This is a genomic window from Priestia sp. FW507-14D1A (assembly GCF_058781295.1).
In genome coordinates this window covers 658,246-672,016 of the sequence record NZ_JBYSWQ010000001.1, presented here as the reverse complement: position 1 = coordinate 672,016, position 13,771 = coordinate 658,246, and the positions used below count along the sequence as shown (strand labels likewise).

Sequence of the window (13,771 nt, the reverse complement as noted above, 5' to 3'; positions counted from 1 at the left end):
CTTATATCGAAGGAGTTTCGTCTTTTTTTGATTGCATCCCTGTTCCTTCGCAGTGTTTGCATGTTTTCATGTAACCGATACCAGGAATAACGGCTAGCTTTCCGAGTCCTTTGCAAAAGGTGCAAATTAATTCAAAACCAAACATCGTTCCATCCCCTCTGTACAAGTTTTCTTTCAGTTTATCATAAAAGTAGACAAATAATTTTAAAAATTATAGAAATAATCAAAAAAATGATTACATTTGAACAGCGAGTGATATAGTAAAGAAAGAAGACCATTTTACAAAAGAGGAGAGGAAGCGTGATGTTTAAACGAATTTTACTTGCCTCAGATGGCTCAGAGCATGCAGCTAAAGCAACAGAAAAAGCTGTTCAGCTGGCTCAGCTGACGGAAAACAGTTTTATTCAGGTCATTTATGCAGTAGAGGGTGATTCAAGATTAAAATCACTTAGCCGCGATGAGGAACGTGAAAGCCGGATACATACAACAGATGAAATTTTAAAGCAAGGAAACGTGGAGTATGAGATTACGTTTATGCACGGAGACGCGGCTAAAACAGTGATTCAATTTGCTAATCAAAATTCATTTGACCTTGTAGTAATAGGAAGCAGAGGGTTAAATCCTGTAAAAGGCATGCTGCTTGGAAGCGTGAGTTCTAAGATTGCACAGCAAGTAACGATTCCTGTGCTAATTGTTAAATAGGAGAGAAATGCAATGGTAAAACAGTACAAAGAGTTAAAACAGCTCATTGATGATGCTAAACACATTTGTTTTTTTACGGGAGCAGGAATGAGCACAGAGTCGGGTATACCTGACTTTCGCTCTCAAAACGGCTTATATCGCCAAAACAAAAGCTTTGTGGACGTAGTAGCTGCTGACTTCTATGAACAGTATCCTCATGAATTTTGGCCGCTGTTTAAAGAAATTTTTCATGTTAAAATGCTGCATCAGTATAAAGCAAATACGGGCCATCGCTTTATTGCTGAACTAGAAGAAGCCAAAACCGTGCATGTAATTACGCAAAATATTGATGGCTTGCACCAAGATGCAGGAAGCACGAACGTTTTTGAAATTCATGGGTCCATTAAGAGAGCTCATTGTCCGAGCTGTAAAAAAGAGTATGACTTAGCGTATTTAAATCAGTCAGCTCTCCCGCAATGTACAGCGTGTGAGCGCCTTTTAAAGCCAAATGTTGTTCTCTTTGGAGATGCCATTCATCAGTTCGATGAAGCAGTTACAGCAGCGCTGTCATCTGATTTATTCATCGTGCTTGGTTCATCGCTTGAAGTAGCACCGATTAATCAGATTCCGCTGCTTGTGAGCCGGTACAATCGTACAAACATGGTGATGATTAATAAAGAACCTACGCATTATGATTATTTGTTTGATTTGGTTATCTATGATTCCATTGGACAAGTGGTCGCAAATTTATAAGCGTCTATGCATGGACATAGCGCTTTTTTAGCATTTAGTGATAAAGTGTAGGGATGTATCATATGGTGTAGTACATCATCCATTCGCTAATGGATAGAAGGGATGTTTGCGCATATGAGTGGAGGCTTGAGAGTTTGTCTCTTCATTGTTGGTATTGCACTCAAAGTGACGGCTGTTTTGACTTTGATTTTTGAAATGAATCTTGTCCCTATTCACGGAAGGAGTCTCACTTATTATGCTGAAGCGATAGGTATGAAACTTCCAATTATCTGTTTTGTCTTTGGTTTTTTTTGTGTAGCAGCAAGCTTTTATTTACCTGCTAAAAATCGCCGAACCAGTAAATAGCAAGGGCAGGAGACTAACTAAAACGTTTGACTGCAAAGTTTTTAACATTTAAAATAAAGTCAATAAGTCTAAAAAGAAATAGGATAATTATTCCTTAATCTTTTTAGATATACGGAAATAGAGGTGATTGGATGGGGCAGTGTACCACGTTGGCGAAGTAGCATTATATGCACCAGTGTCAAAGCGTACAATACAGTATTATACAAACCAACATTTGCTTCACGCATATCGCTCTTTATCACATAATCGCTCTTTTAAGACGTTAACAGACTTTAACTTTATAAAGATTGGAAACTACTAAATTTTTTATAAATGAATGGAAGAGAGAATCAGCGCTGAAGCAACATCATGAAATGAAGCGATGTGAGCCATTGCTTCACATCTAGAACAGCTGAATAAAGAATGACCTGCTACATTAACGAGTGAAACGTGAGATAAGGAAGAAAGACTGGCAGTTTTGCTCCATATAAAAATGTTTATACATTTATCATGTGATTCCTCCTTATATACACTTTTCCAAGTGATCAGTACAGGGATAGAGTTCTTTATCCAAATTTTTTATTTTTTAGGAGGTGAGTCCTTACTCGTTTTTAAACGAGCTAAGGAACTTGATTGGACATATTTAACTTGATTTTACTAGCGGTACTGATTGCATTAACTGCTTTTTTCGTTGCTACCGAGTTTGCGATTATTCGCGTGAGGAGTTCCAAAGTGGATCAGCTTATAGCAGAAGGGAGCAGCAATGCAAAAGCTGCGAAGCAAGTTATTTCAAATTTAGATGAATACTTATCTGCGTGTCAGCTTGGTATTACGATTACTGCGCTGGGAATTGGTTGGTTAGGAGAGCCTACACTTTCGCATCTCCTCTCCCCATTACTTGATCAACTAGGGATAAGCGGAGCTTTAACAAAAGTACTATCTGTTGCGATTTCTTTTGCGGTTGTTACATTTATAAATGTTGTGGTCGGAGAGCTTGCTCCGAAAACATTTGCAATTCAAAAAGCAGAGAAAGTCACTTTATTATTTGTTCGTCCGCTTATACTCTTTTATAAAGTAACCTATCCTTTCATTTGGCTATTAAACAGTTCTTCTCGTTTAATAACAGGGTTATTTGGTCTAAAGCCTGCTTCAGAAAATGAGCTTGCACACAGTGAAGAAGAGCTTCGCATCTTGTTATCAGAAAGCTATAAAAGCGGTGAAATCAATCAATCGGAGTTTAAATATGTAAGTAAAATTTTTGACTTTGATGATCGCGTTGCCAAGGAGATTATGGTGCCGCGTACGGAAGTCGTTTCGATTGACCAGGAAGATACGGTCGAATACATCCTTGAGATGGTCCAAGAAGAACGGTTTACCCGCTATCCGGTCATCGATGGAGATAAAGACCATATTATTGGAATGGTCAATATGAAAGAGATTTTAACCGAGATTGTCATGAACAACAGCAAGGAAAAAATAGATTTAAAACAGTATATCCGTCCCGTTATTGAAGTAATTGAATCGATTCCTATTCATGATTTATTGCTTAAGATGCAGCGTGAACGCATCCATATGGCTATTTTAATTGATGAATACGGTGGAACAGCAGGGATTGTAACAGTAGAGGATATTTTAGAGGAAATTGTCGGTGAAATTCGTGATGAATTTGATGCGGATGAACTTCCATTAATTCAGAAAGTCAAACCCGATCATTATATTGTAGATGGAAAATTATTAGTAAGTGAGCTTAACGAGCTGCTTGGCACAACAATTGATGATACGGATGTTGATACAATTGGAGGCTGGGTCTTGACGGAAAAATATGACGTCAAGCAAGGAGAAAGCCTTAGCTTTGATCAGTATGACTTTACCGTTACAAAAATGGAAGGCCATCACATTCAATATATTGATGTGATCAAAAAACGTCAGGTGCATCAAAGCACAGATGAAGCGGTTAATGTGGCGGACATGAACCAGTCACAGGCTTTATCTTCATAATAAGAAGGCGCATTGCGAAAGAGCAGTGCGTCTTTTTGTTATAGAAAAGTGTGCGGAGAAGATGACAAAGTCATATGATGGAACTATGGGATAATATTACCGCTATGAATCTTGAAATCAATTTGCTTTAATAAAAGTATGAAAACTCTATCAAAACTTTTATTAGTAACATTGTTGTCTGTCACTCTAGCTTTTGGTCTTAATAACACTGCGCAAGCAGCAACCGTACATACCGTTCAATCGGGAGATACGATGTGGAAAATAGCAGTAAAATATCAGGTTGGCGTTTCCGAGCTGATTGAAGCGAATTCTGCTATTAAAAATCCTAATTCAATCTACCCGGGACAAAAAATTACCATACCAACAGATAAAGCGGGAAGTTCATACGAAGAGCAAGTGGTTCAGCTAGTGAATCAAGAACGCGCTAAAGTAGGGCTTAAGCCTTTAAAATCTAATTGGGAAGTAGCTCGCGTTGCTCGCTATAAATCGCAGGATATGATTGATAAAAACTATTTCAGTCATACATCGCCTACATATGGAAGTCCGTTCGACATGATGAAGAAATTTGGTATTACATACAGTACAGCAGGTGAAAATATCGCTGCTGGACAAGCAACTCCAAAAGAAGTGGTTAACGCATGGATGAATAGCGAAGGTCACCGTAAAAACATACTATCGAGTCAATTTACCGAAATCGGAGTAGGTTACGCTAAAGGCGGAAGCTACGGCCATTACTGGACTCAAATGTTCATTTCAAACTAAAAAAGAAAGGAAAAAAAGCTGACTACTAAGTCAGCTTTTTTTAGCTTCGAGCACTTTCTAGAAATTCTTTTGGATTGCCAGAAAGCTTTCCATCCTGCTCAACGATGAGTGTGCGCGTAGGGAAAGCGAATTCTACGCCTTCTTCTTCAAGAATGTCCATAATTTCGAAGTTTATATTTTCTTTTACATCTAAATAATCAGCAAAAACGGTTGTATTTGTAAAGAAATACAGATAGATATTTAGACTAGATTCATAGAAGCCGTCAAAATTTACAAGAATCGTTTCATTGTGAATTTCTTCGTGTTCAGTCAGCATCTTTTTAATTCTTGCCACTACGGTTTCTAACTTTTCTTTTGGTGTATTATAATTCAAATTTAAATGAAAGGCAATTTGACGTTTCCCCATTTTAGCCCAGTTAATAATAGGTTCATTAGAAAGAGTAGCATTTGGAACCGTTACGACTGCTTGAGCGAACGTTCGAACTTTGGTGCTTCGAAACGTAATATCTTCTACAACGCCTTCAACACTAGGTGTTTTAATCCAATCTCCAATGGTAAAAGGCTTTTCGGTAATAATTACAATTCCGCCGAATAAATTACTAACGGTGTCTTTTGCGGCTAGGGCAAAAGCAAGACCACCTAATCCAAGACCCGCTACAAAGCCGTTTACGTTAAAACCCCATTCTTCTGCGATGATGGAGATAGAAAGCATAACCACAACGATGCGGATGAACTTTTCAATAAAAGGAATAATGATTCGATCCACTTGGATATCAAAATTTTTGGCAAACGTTGCAAAAAATAAATTGGTAGAAGCAGCTAAATTATACAAGCCCCATCCTGCAAGGCCAACAGAAGCTGAACGAACTAAATGTCTTTCCGTGTCGGCTGTTAAAACATCAAAGGGAAGATAGGGAAGAGCAAGCTTGAAACCAATAATCACAAAAATCCAGCGCAGCGGCTTTTCAAAAGCTTCTAAAACGCTCGTAATTAAATTGATTTTTTTATTTTTGACAAAACCAATAATAAACTTAAACAAATAAGTCGTGAAAAGCTTGCGAAGAATTAAAAAGATCAAAAAGATCCCAATCGCAATCACGATTTTTTTCCAATCATCTAACGATGACAGAGACTTCAAAAAATCCATACAATCCTCCTAGTTACCAAAACTGTGCTACAGTCCATTTATATCCGTCAATTGAAAGCATTTCTATGTAGAGTGTTCTTTACCCTAAATTCATGCTTTTTAAAAGCTTCTTCCCTATTAAAATAGCACAAAAATACCTGTAAATCTATTTAAGTGATAATTATGAATATATCTCTTTTTAGTAAAAGAGACAGGCAATAGTCTGAAAATAAGTTGTATAATAAATAGGTGATATTATAAACGTTAATTTATCTTATTATTTATTTAAAACGTGCGTTGGAGGGAGAAGCTTTGTTAAGTCAATTAAATAGAGTGCTAGAAAAATTGATGCCGTTTATTACGCCTGTCAGCTTGCTCATAGGAGTTCTTATCGGTTCGTCCTTAAGTCAGTATACCTTCTTAATTCCATGGCTTTTCGCATTAATGACGTTTGCCGGAAGTTTGAATTCAAACTTTCACCAGTTAAATGCCACGATACACCGTCCATTTCCAATCATTATGGCCCTGTTTGTTTTACATATTTTTATGCCAGCGTGGGCTTGGAGCGTTGGCCAAGTGATTTTTCCACATGATGTATTTACAAGCACGGGTCTTTTGCTAGCAGCGATTATTCCAACAGGAGTGACTAGTTTTATATGGGTCTCGATTTACAAAGGAAGCATTCCTCTTGCGCTATCCATTATTTTAATTGATACTCTTTTAGCCCCGCTTATCGTTCCTTATACGCTTTTATTGGTGGTTGGAGACACCGTGCATTTGGAAGCGCTAAAGTTAGTCAAAGATTTATGTTTTATGATTGTCCTTCCATCTTTGTTAGGCATGTGCTTAAATCAATATACAAAAGGAACAATTAAGCAGACATTAGGACCAAAGCTGGCGCCTGTTTCGAAAATAGGGCTAAGTGTGATGGTTATGATAAATGGAGGAGTGATTGCACCTTATTTAAAACATATTGATAAAAAACTGCTGTTTATTATCGTGATCGTCTTTTTAATGAGTTCAGCTGGTTATTTCTTCAGCTGGATGATTGGCAAATGGCTAAGATGGGACCGAGCAAAAGTTGTGACGCTTACGTTTTGTGGAGGCATGAGAAATATTAGCGCCGGAGCCGTGTTAGCCGTATCTTATTTTCCAGCTCCCGTTGCTGTACCGGTTGTGCTGGGGATGTTATTTCAGCAGGTATTAGCTGCTTTATCGGGGCGTTTAGTTCAAAACTATTACGAGAAAAAAGATGCTGAATTTGTTTCATTAAAATGAAGAAGCAAGAGACGAACCTAAAGTAAGCACTCTGTTTTAATGATAGGAGATAAGGTGCTTGTACGCTTGCTGCGTTCAAGATAACGAGATGATTAGAAAAAGGAACGGTGTGGCATACTAGAAACAAAAAGGTCGGATATTTTTGCTTATCAATATAGCGCTGGCGTTTGTTTTACCTTGGATTTTTGGAACACTCTATTTACATCCTAAAAATCGTCGTTTACTGCCTTTAGTAGGAACTGCTTTTTGCGTTTTAGCAATCGTTATTAATGAATTAGGGAGCTATTATGGTTTTTGGAAACTCGGCACTTCTTTAGAAAATGAAGCATTAGAAGCGCTGCCTTTTAATTTAGGCGTCTATCCTGTATTGGCCAGCTATATGATTTTTTTAATCCAGCGAATTGGAAAGCCTCATTTTTTTGTTTTTCTTATTGCGCTGTTTACAACATTTTTGGAAGGAACGTATGTGCATATGGAAAGAGTTACATACGGAAACGGATGGAATCTCGGCTGGACATTTTTTTCCTACTGGATTCCGTACGGCGTGATTTATTTATACTATAGGTATTTGGTTAGTCTTAGACTGCTTCACTAGAAGAAAGAAAAAGAAGTAAATTTGCACAATAAAAAAAGCCGTGAATATTCACGGCTTTTTTTATTAGATCGCTTCTTTCGAGCTAGATTTATCTTTTGAATGATCCCATGCATCAATATTATCAAGTCCAGAAATGCTGTCTTGGTAGAAGACAGGGTCTTTTCCAGCTTTCTTTTGAGCAAGATAATCTTTCAGTGCTGCAAAAGAAATTTTCGAGAGCAAGAGAATCGCGATTAAGTTGACCACTACCATCAAGCCCATAAACAGGTCTGCTAAATCCCATACAAGCTGAATTTGAGAAATAGAACCGAACACAATCATTGCAAGTACAGCAACACGATAAGTCATCAGCCAAGCTTTATTTGTGTTCAAGAACTCAATATTTGTTTCTCCGTAGTAGTAGTTACCAATTAATGTACTAAAAGCAAATAGGAAAATCATAATTGCAAGAGCACCTGTTGCCCAAGAACCAATGTGAGTGCTTAAAGCAGCTTGTGTTAACTCAATACCGCTTAAATTTTTATTTGTATAAGTACCTGAAAGCAAAATGATAAAGGCAGTACTACTACAAATAATAAGCGTATCTGTTAATACACCAAATGCTTGAATCAACCCTTGCTTTACCGGGTGGCTTGTTGTTGCAGCTGCGGCTGCATTCGGCGCACTACCCATACCCGCTTCGTTTGAGAATAATCCGCGTTTAATTCCTTGCATAAGAGCTGCTCCAAGAGAACCGCCGGCAATTTGATCGAAACCAAATGCATTTTTAACGATTAACGCAATAAGAGAAGGCATTTCTTGAATGTTCATGATAATAATGAAAAGTGCTACTGCAATATAGGCAACAGCTAGTACCACAACAATGTATTCTGACATTTTTGCAATACGCTTAACTCCGCCAAAAATAATGGCAGCGAAAGCCACTGTCATAATAATTCCTAACACTAAACGATTTGTTCCGAACGCATTTTCAAACGCAAGAGTAATCGTGTTTGATTGTACAGCATTAAAAATTAAGCCGAATGATAAAGTGATTAAGACAGCAAACAGTCCGCCCATCCAGCGCTTCTTTAACCCTTTTTCCATATAGTAAGCCGGTCCGCCTCGGAAGCCGCCGTCTTTGTCTTTTACTTTGTATATTTGTGCTAATGTACTTTCGATAAATGCTGAAGCTGAACCGATAACGGCAAGCACCCACATCCAAAATACAGCACCAGGTCCCCCTAAAGCGATCGCAATCGCAATACCTGTAATGTTCCCCGTACCAACGCGGGCTGCCATACTGATACAAAACGCTTGGAATGGCGAAATTCCGTCTTTAGAAGAGCTATCCGCACCTTCTTTTAATACACGAACCATTTCTTTTAATAACCGAATTTGTAAAAACTTTGACCTGAATGTAAAAAACAAACCAAATGCAATCAGCATCGCAATCAGTAAGTAGGACCAAAGAAATTCGTTGATTGAACTAACAAAACCTTGAACTACTTCTTGCATAGTTTCACCTCTTCATGAATTATAGTAGAATAATAATAAAAAACGTGAATTTATAGAATTTTCCCTCTATTTAGATAGATCTCCCTATTTCCCCGCTGTTTTTCTTCATTATCCTTGTCGAATCTTGTTGCTAAATCTGAACCTTATATATATATAAAATAATAATTTTGGTCTTTTGTCAACTAACCTCACATGGAAAAATAGGGTGATATGACAAATGAAGCGGGTATGAAAAGGCGATAACAGCAGGGATGAAAGAAATTTCAGTTTGTTTTACTTAATTGTTGCTAGAAAATAAAAGTTTTAGGCCAAGTACGCCAAAAACCGTTCCTTTTACATATTTTAATGTGTGCTGAAAGATACGGCTTTTTTTGACTTTTTTCCCAAGTCCAGAAGCAAATAGCGCAATAAGTGAAAAGATGATGAGCGTTTCGGCGATAAAGATGATACCAAACAAAATCATTTGCAAACTTACATGTCCAAGAGACGAATTAACAAACTGCGGTAAGAACGTAATGAAGAAAATGGCTACTTTTGGATTGGTTAAGTTGCTAACAAATCCTTTTCTAAAGTGATGGTGCTGCTGAACGTTTTCTGTTAATTCCAACGGACCGCTTTTCTCGCGAAACGATTGGTAGGCTAAAAACAGCAGGTACAGAACACCTACAACCTTTAGAATCGTAAAGGCAATAATTGATTTTTGAAAGATGATTGATAGCCCCACTGCGGCTAAAAGAGTATGTACAAATGTTCCCGTAATAGATCCTAATACGGTTTTGATGCCTGCTTTGACGCCTGAAGCAATACTTTGTGTCATTACGAAAATCATGTCTTGTCCTGGTATTAAGACAATGATAAGTGACACGGCTATGTAAGGTATAAGCCAAGAAAATGTCATGATGATTCCCTCCCAACAGAATTTTAACCATTTCGACAAAAAGTTCTCAAGAGTGTGTGCTAATGAATTAATAGATTAATGGAGTAAAGTTAAGAAGGTGTAAAAGCGTAAAAAGAGGTTATTCTCCTTAATAAAAATCAATAAAAGGTGTAGGAAAAAAATGGGTGGTTTTGTATAATAATTCGATATACTTAATTTTTATAGAAAGAGGGTAAAAATTTATGAAGTACTGTTTAGCACAGCCGGAGGACGCTGCTACAGTTCACGATCTTATGCTACAAGCCTTCTCCGTCTATCGCGATTCTGTCCCACCATCTAGTGCTCTTGATGAAACAATCGAATCTATTATGCAATCGTTAAAGCACGAAAAAGAAGCTGTCATTTTATACGTCGAAAATAAGCCGGTAGCGATGGCGCGTTTTACGCTAGAAGAAACGAGCTTATATTTTTACCGGTTGTCTGTTATTCCTGCTTTTCAAGGAAAAGGAATGGCTAAACAGCTTATTCAATGGTTAGAGATATATGCCAAAGAGTGTGGCAAGGAAAGTTTATCATGCAAGGTGAGAATGAGCGTTTCTCGTAATATAGCTTTGTATGAATCAATCGGCTTTTACATAGAGGAAAAAGAAATCGTACATAGAGACGGAGTGAATATTCCCGTAGTAAATATGAAAAAAGAGATTTTAAAAGGAGTCATGGCATGAATAAATCAACTCTTCCTTTACCGCCTCCTGTCTTTCTTTTAATCGGTGTATTAGCCGTTTCTTTTTCTTCTATTTTAATTAAATGGTCGGACGCGCCTGCTTCTATTTTAGGAATGTATAGACTGCTGTTTACGGTCCTTTTATTTTTACCGTTTTTACCATGGAGGAAAATGAAAATTCTTTTTAAAAACAGCACGGTAAAAGAATGGCTAATGCTAGCTGTATCAGGCGTGTTTTTAGGGCTTCACTTTCTGTTTTGGATGGAGTCTTTTTCACATACAACAGTTGCTAGTGCTATGATTTTGACTGCGCTTGAGCCGGTCTTCGTAGTGATAGGAGCTTATTTTTTATTTAAAGAAAAAACAAGCAAAGTAGGAATCATCAGCATTTTAATTGCTGTTAGCGGCTCGGTAATTATTGCATCGGAAGATATCGGAGTATCTAAAACGGCTCTTTACGGAGACTTACTTTCTATTTTAGGTACAGTAGCTGTTTCTGTTCATATGCTTGCGGGGCAAGAATTATGCAGGAAAATGCCTTCACTCATCTATAGCTTCGCCGTTTTTTTAATCGGTGGCCTGGTTCTATTTGTCTACAATATTTGTACAAATGTATCGCTGACTCAGTATGACCCAAAAGATTGGTGGATTTTTTTGCTTTTAGCGCTTATTCCTAATATTTTTGGTCATGCCTTATTTAACTGGCTTTTAAAGTACGTAGGTGCTACGACAATTTCAATGGCTATTTTAGGAGAGCCAATTGGTGCCATCATTCTCGCTTATTTCTTGCTTGGAGAAATGACAACTGTTTCTCAGCTAGTGGGAGGGATGATTGTGATGATTAGTGTGATGATCTTCTTAAAGTACAAAGCAGAAGAGCCAGAAAAAGTCATGGCTCTTCAAGAAAAGTCCAATATCAGCTAATTGGATAGGCAAGCAGCACCGAGTATGATACAGTTTATTTATCATTATTTACCATTTGATAAAGAGGCTTTTATTAAACTACATAAAGCGGGTGTAAATATGCTGAAAAAACTAACGGACCATGTTTATTACTTTCCTCATTCTCAAGAAACGGATCGGCCGGTGCTCGGGCTTATATGCGGGGAGAAGTATAGTTTCATCGTAGATGCCGGGAATTCTCCTGGTCATGCATCATTATTTTTAGAAGAAGTTGGAAAAATGGGCGTCCCTCCAATCAAAGGAGTAGCTATTACGCATTGGCACTGGGATCATACATTTGGCATTCATGCCATGAACAAGTATACAATCAGCCATCATCTAACGAAGAAAAAGCTGGCTTATTTAAAGACACTGCGCTGGGACGATGATGCCTTGGATAAACGTGTTCGGGAAGGTGAAGAAATCGAATTTTGCCGGGACATGATCAAGAAAGAAATGCCTAGTCGAGAGACGTTAATTTTACAGGAGCCGGACGTAACGTTTCATCATCATATGGAAGTTGACCTAGGTGGAATCACTTGTTGCATTCAGCATATTGGCGGAGTACACGCGCAGGACTCGTCCATTGTCTACATACCCCAAGAAAAAGTCCTGTTTTTAGGTGATTGTCTATGTCCAGATTTTTATAGCGGTGACTGGAGTTATGATAAAGAAGACTTTGAGCGGATTCAAAGAGAGCTTAAAAAATATGATGCGCAGTATTATCTCTCATCTCATTTTGACCCTGAAACTCCTGAGGAACTTTGGCGAGATTTAAACCAATTGAGTGCGATTGGAGAAATTGTAGGAAATGAAGTCGATTTAGAAAAAGCATGTTTTCAGTTTGAATGTGAAACGTACAAGAAGCCAACAAATGAGCAAAAAGAGAGAATACAGTATTTTGTTAATGGAAATGTCAAACGCAAAAGCAGAGAACTGTTTTGATAGTTTATGCCTAATGATAAATAAGCCCACCTGTTCATACTATGTTATGAGCAGGCGGGCTTATTCAATTGGTTGTGCAGTGATATAAGTTTTAAGTTATGATAGTAAAATAAATAACTTGACGAAATAAAGTTATAAAAATATAATAAGTTACATAAAGTAAGTTGATTAAAAAATGATATATTCAAAAGGAGAAATAATCATGAACTTTCACCGTGCACCTCATGTATTTGTTGGGAAAGTAAATTTAAAAGTAGAAAATTTAGAGCGTTCACTTGCTTTTTATCAGCAAATAATCGGGTTTAAACTTTTAGGGAGAAAAGAGAACAAAGCTCTGTTAACAGCTGATGGACGCACGGCGCTGTTATCGATTGAACAGCCGGAAAACGTTACAGCAAAACAGCCTCGTACAACAGGCTTATATCATTTTGCTCTATTGTTGCCCACTCGTTCTGATTTAGGAAGTATACTGCAGCATTTGTTAAATAGCGGTTATCCGCTTCAAGGGGCGTCTGATCATCTAGTGAGCGAAGCGCTGTACTTGGCAGATCCAGATGGAAACGGCATAGAGATTTATCGAGATCGTCCGTCAAGTACATGGGAATGGAATGACAGTGAAGTAGTAATGGCTACAAAACCTTTAGATGCAGAAGCGATATTAGCTGAAGGAAACGGTAAACCATGGACAGGATTACCTTCTGCTACCTTAATGGGACATATTCATCTTCACGTTTCTGAATTAGAGCAAACGGAAAACTTTTATCGAAATGGATTAGGTTTTGAGGTTGTGAGCAATTACCATAATCAAGCATTGTTTATTTCAACTGGGCGCTATCATCACCACATCGGACTAAACGTTTGGAATGGAATTGGAGCGCCTAGTCCTCTTGAAAGCAGCGTTGGTTTAGCGTCATTTACACTTGTTTTTCCAGCTGAAGAAGAAAGGGAGCAGGCAATAAATAAGCTTCGTGAAATCGGAGCAGCTGTGTCTAAAGAAAACCAAGATTTCATCACAAAAGATCCATCAGGCAATATAATTAGATTAGTCCTTTAACATAAAAGCTGCCGCAATTGGCAGCTTTTATTTATCGCAATGTTCGTCAAAATAGGAAAGAAATGTACACTTTTTTCTCAAATAGTAAGATGATAATGGCGAAAACGGTGTTATTTTCAGGGAAATAAACGAAGAGTCTTACGTTTAAAAAAGTTTGTAAACAAGCGGGCGTGGGAATAAAATACATATCAAGCATCATTTCTTATCGTTATTGA

15 protein-coding genes are annotated in these 13,771 nt (G+C 37.7%); 11 read left to right on the top strand and 4 right to left on the bottom strand.

Going from position 1 to position 13,771, the window contains the following annotated elements; genetic code table 11:
* Position 1 precedes the first annotated feature (1 nt).
* The gene (locus tag AC3WJG_RS03950; RefSeq protein WP_013058677.1) at positions 2 to 145 is read right to left on the bottom strand and encodes a hypothetical protein; all 144 of its coding nucleotides are present in this window, start codon (positions 143 to 145) and stop codon (positions 2 to 4) included.
* Between the two features lie 158 nt (positions 146 to 303).
* On the opposite strand from AC3WJG_RS03950, the gene AC3WJG_RS03945 reads away from it, so the two are divergent.
* The 5 genes from AC3WJG_RS03945 (at position 304) to safA (ending at position 4,518) form a co-directional block, all read left to right on the top strand.
* Positions 304 to 702: a universal stress protein gene (locus AC3WJG_RS03945; RefSeq protein WP_013058676.1), complete on the top strand. Its 399-nt coding sequence runs from the start codon at positions 304 to 306 to the stop codon at positions 700 to 702.
* A gap of 12 nt (positions 703 to 714) precedes the next feature.
* Positions 715 to 1,434: an NAD-dependent protein deacylase gene (locus AC3WJG_RS03940; RefSeq protein ID WP_098331950.1), complete on the top strand. Its 720-nt coding sequence runs from the start codon at positions 715 to 717 to the stop codon at positions 1,432 to 1,434.
* 114 nt (positions 1,435 to 1,548) lie between these two features.
* The gene (locus AC3WJG_RS03935) at positions 1,549 to 1,779 is read left to right on the top strand and encodes a YuzI family membrane protein (RefSeq protein WP_098965831.1); all 231 of its coding nucleotides are present in this window, start codon (positions 1,549 to 1,551) and stop codon (positions 1,777 to 1,779) included.
* 612 nt (positions 1,780 to 2,391) lie between these two features.
* On the top strand, positions 2,392 to 3,756 hold the full coding sequence (locus tag AC3WJG_RS03930; protein WP_028410931.1) for a hemolysin family protein: 1,365 nt from the start codon (positions 2,392 to 2,394) through the stop codon (positions 3,754 to 3,756).
* 138 nt (positions 3,757 to 3,894) lie between these two features.
* On the top strand, positions 3,895 to 4,518 hold the full coding sequence (gene safA / locus AC3WJG_RS03925; RefSeq protein WP_074677042.1) for a SafA/ExsA family spore coat assembly protein: 624 nt from the start codon (positions 3,895 to 3,897) through the stop codon (positions 4,516 to 4,518).
* A gap of 40 nt (positions 4,519 to 4,558) precedes the next feature.
* Here safA and AC3WJG_RS03920 read toward each other — a convergent pair whose 3' ends face one another.
* The gene (locus tag AC3WJG_RS03920; protein WP_025750169.1) at positions 4,559 to 5,665 is read right to left on the bottom strand and encodes a mechanosensitive ion channel family protein; all 1,107 of its coding nucleotides are present in this window, start codon (positions 5,663 to 5,665) and stop codon (positions 4,559 to 4,561) included.
* 291 nt (positions 5,666 to 5,956) lie between these two features.
* On the opposite strand from AC3WJG_RS03920, the gene AC3WJG_RS03915 reads away from it, so the two are divergent.
* Positions 5,957 to 6,922, top strand: coding sequence for a bile acid:sodium symporter family protein (locus AC3WJG_RS03915; protein ID WP_337133973.1), 966 nt, complete (start codon positions 5,957 to 5,959; stop codon positions 6,920 to 6,922).
* Between the two features lie 142 nt (positions 6,923 to 7,064).
* Positions 7,065 to 7,517: a CBO0543 family protein gene (locus tag AC3WJG_RS03910; RefSeq protein WP_098334028.1), complete on the top strand. Its 453-nt coding sequence runs from the start codon at positions 7,065 to 7,067 to the stop codon at positions 7,515 to 7,517.
* 63 nt (positions 7,518 to 7,580) lie between these two features.
* Here AC3WJG_RS03910 and AC3WJG_RS03905 read toward each other — a convergent pair whose 3' ends face one another.
* Complete coding sequence (locus tag AC3WJG_RS03905; RefSeq protein WP_060747121.1) at positions 7,581 to 9,014, bottom strand: alanine/glycine:cation symporter family protein; 1,434 nt, start codon at positions 9,012 to 9,014, stop codon at positions 7,581 to 7,583.
* Between the two features lie 277 nt (positions 9,015 to 9,291).
* A complete protein-coding gene (locus AC3WJG_RS03900; protein WP_013058667.1) occupies positions 9,292 to 9,912 on the bottom strand; it encodes a LysE family translocator in 621 nt (206 codons plus the stop codon).
* 221 nt (positions 9,913 to 10,133) lie between these two features.
* Here AC3WJG_RS03900 and AC3WJG_RS03895 point away from each other — a divergent pair, with 221 nt between their 5' ends.
* The 4 genes from AC3WJG_RS03895 to AC3WJG_RS03880 all read left to right on the top strand — a co-directional run bounded on the left by AC3WJG_RS03895 (position 10,134) and on the right by AC3WJG_RS03880 (position 13,556).
* Positions 10,134 to 10,616: a GNAT family N-acetyltransferase gene (locus AC3WJG_RS03895; RefSeq protein WP_028410936.1), complete on the top strand. Its 483-nt coding sequence runs from the start codon at positions 10,134 to 10,136 to the stop codon at positions 10,614 to 10,616.
* Positions 10,613 to 11,539: a DMT family transporter gene (locus AC3WJG_RS03890; protein ID WP_337133974.1), complete on the top strand. Its 927-nt coding sequence runs from the start codon at positions 10,613 to 10,615 to the stop codon at positions 11,537 to 11,539. The genes AC3WJG_RS03895 and AC3WJG_RS03890 overlap by 4 nt, the downstream gene beginning before the upstream one ends.
* Positions 11,540 to 11,563: 24 nt before the next feature.
* Positions 11,564 to 12,502, top strand: a complete 939-nt coding sequence (locus AC3WJG_RS03885) for an MBL fold metallo-hydrolase (protein ID WP_098792043.1) — start codon at positions 11,564 to 11,566, stop codon at positions 12,500 to 12,502.
* Between the two features lie 202 nt (positions 12,503 to 12,704).
* Positions 12,705 to 13,556 carry a VOC family protein gene (locus AC3WJG_RS03880; RefSeq protein ID WP_098334032.1) on the top strand — a complete coding sequence of 284 codons (852 nt, stop codon included), beginning with the start codon at positions 12,705 to 12,707 and terminating at the stop codon, positions 13,554 to 13,556.
* The last annotated feature ends 215 nt before the right edge of the window (positions 13,557 to 13,771 follow it).

Excerpts from the sequence above, each read along its gene's own strand:
- safA (WP_074677042.1), top strand. The coding sequence starts at position 3,895 with ATGAAAACTCTATCAAAACTTTTATTAGTAACATTGTTGTCTGTCACT.
- AC3WJG_RS03940 (WP_098331950.1), top strand. The coding sequence starts at position 715 with ATGGTAAAACAGTACAAAGAGTTAAAACAGCTCATTGATGATGCTAAA.
- AC3WJG_RS03900 (WP_013058667.1), bottom strand. The coding sequence starts at position 9,912 with ATGACATTTTCTTGGCTTATACCTTACATAGCCGTGTCACTTATCATT.
- AC3WJG_RS03880 (WP_098334032.1), top strand. The coding sequence starts at position 12,705 with ATGAACTTTCACCGTGCACCTCATGTATTTGTTGGGAAAGTAAATTTA.
- AC3WJG_RS03895 (WP_028410936.1), top strand. The coding sequence starts at position 10,134 with ATGAAGTACTGTTTAGCACAGCCGGAGGACGCTGCTACAGTTCACGAT.
- AC3WJG_RS03945 (WP_013058676.1), top strand. The coding sequence starts at position 304 with ATGTTTAAACGAATTTTACTTGCCTCAGATGGCTCAGAGCATGCAGCT.
- AC3WJG_RS03890 (WP_337133974.1), top strand. The coding sequence starts at position 10,613 with ATGAATAAATCAACTCTTCCTTTACCGCCTCCTGTCTTTCTTTTAATC.
- AC3WJG_RS03885 (WP_098792043.1), top strand. The coding sequence starts at position 11,564 with ATGATACAGTTTATTTATCATTATTTACCATTTGATAAAGAGGCTTTT.
- AC3WJG_RS03950 (WP_013058677.1), bottom strand. The coding sequence starts at position 145 with ATGTTTGGTTTTGAATTAATTTGCACCTTTTGCAAAGGACTCGGAAAG.
- AC3WJG_RS03935 (WP_098965831.1), top strand. The coding sequence starts at position 1,549 with ATGAGTGGAGGCTTGAGAGTTTGTCTCTTCATTGTTGGTATTGCACTC.
- AC3WJG_RS03905 (WP_060747121.1), bottom strand. The coding sequence starts at position 9,014 with ATGCAAGAAGTAGTTCAAGGTTTTGTTAGTTCAATCAACGAATTTCTT.
- AC3WJG_RS03920 (WP_025750169.1), bottom strand. The coding sequence starts at position 5,665 with ATGGATTTTTTGAAGTCTCTGTCATCGTTAGATGATTGGAAAAAAATC.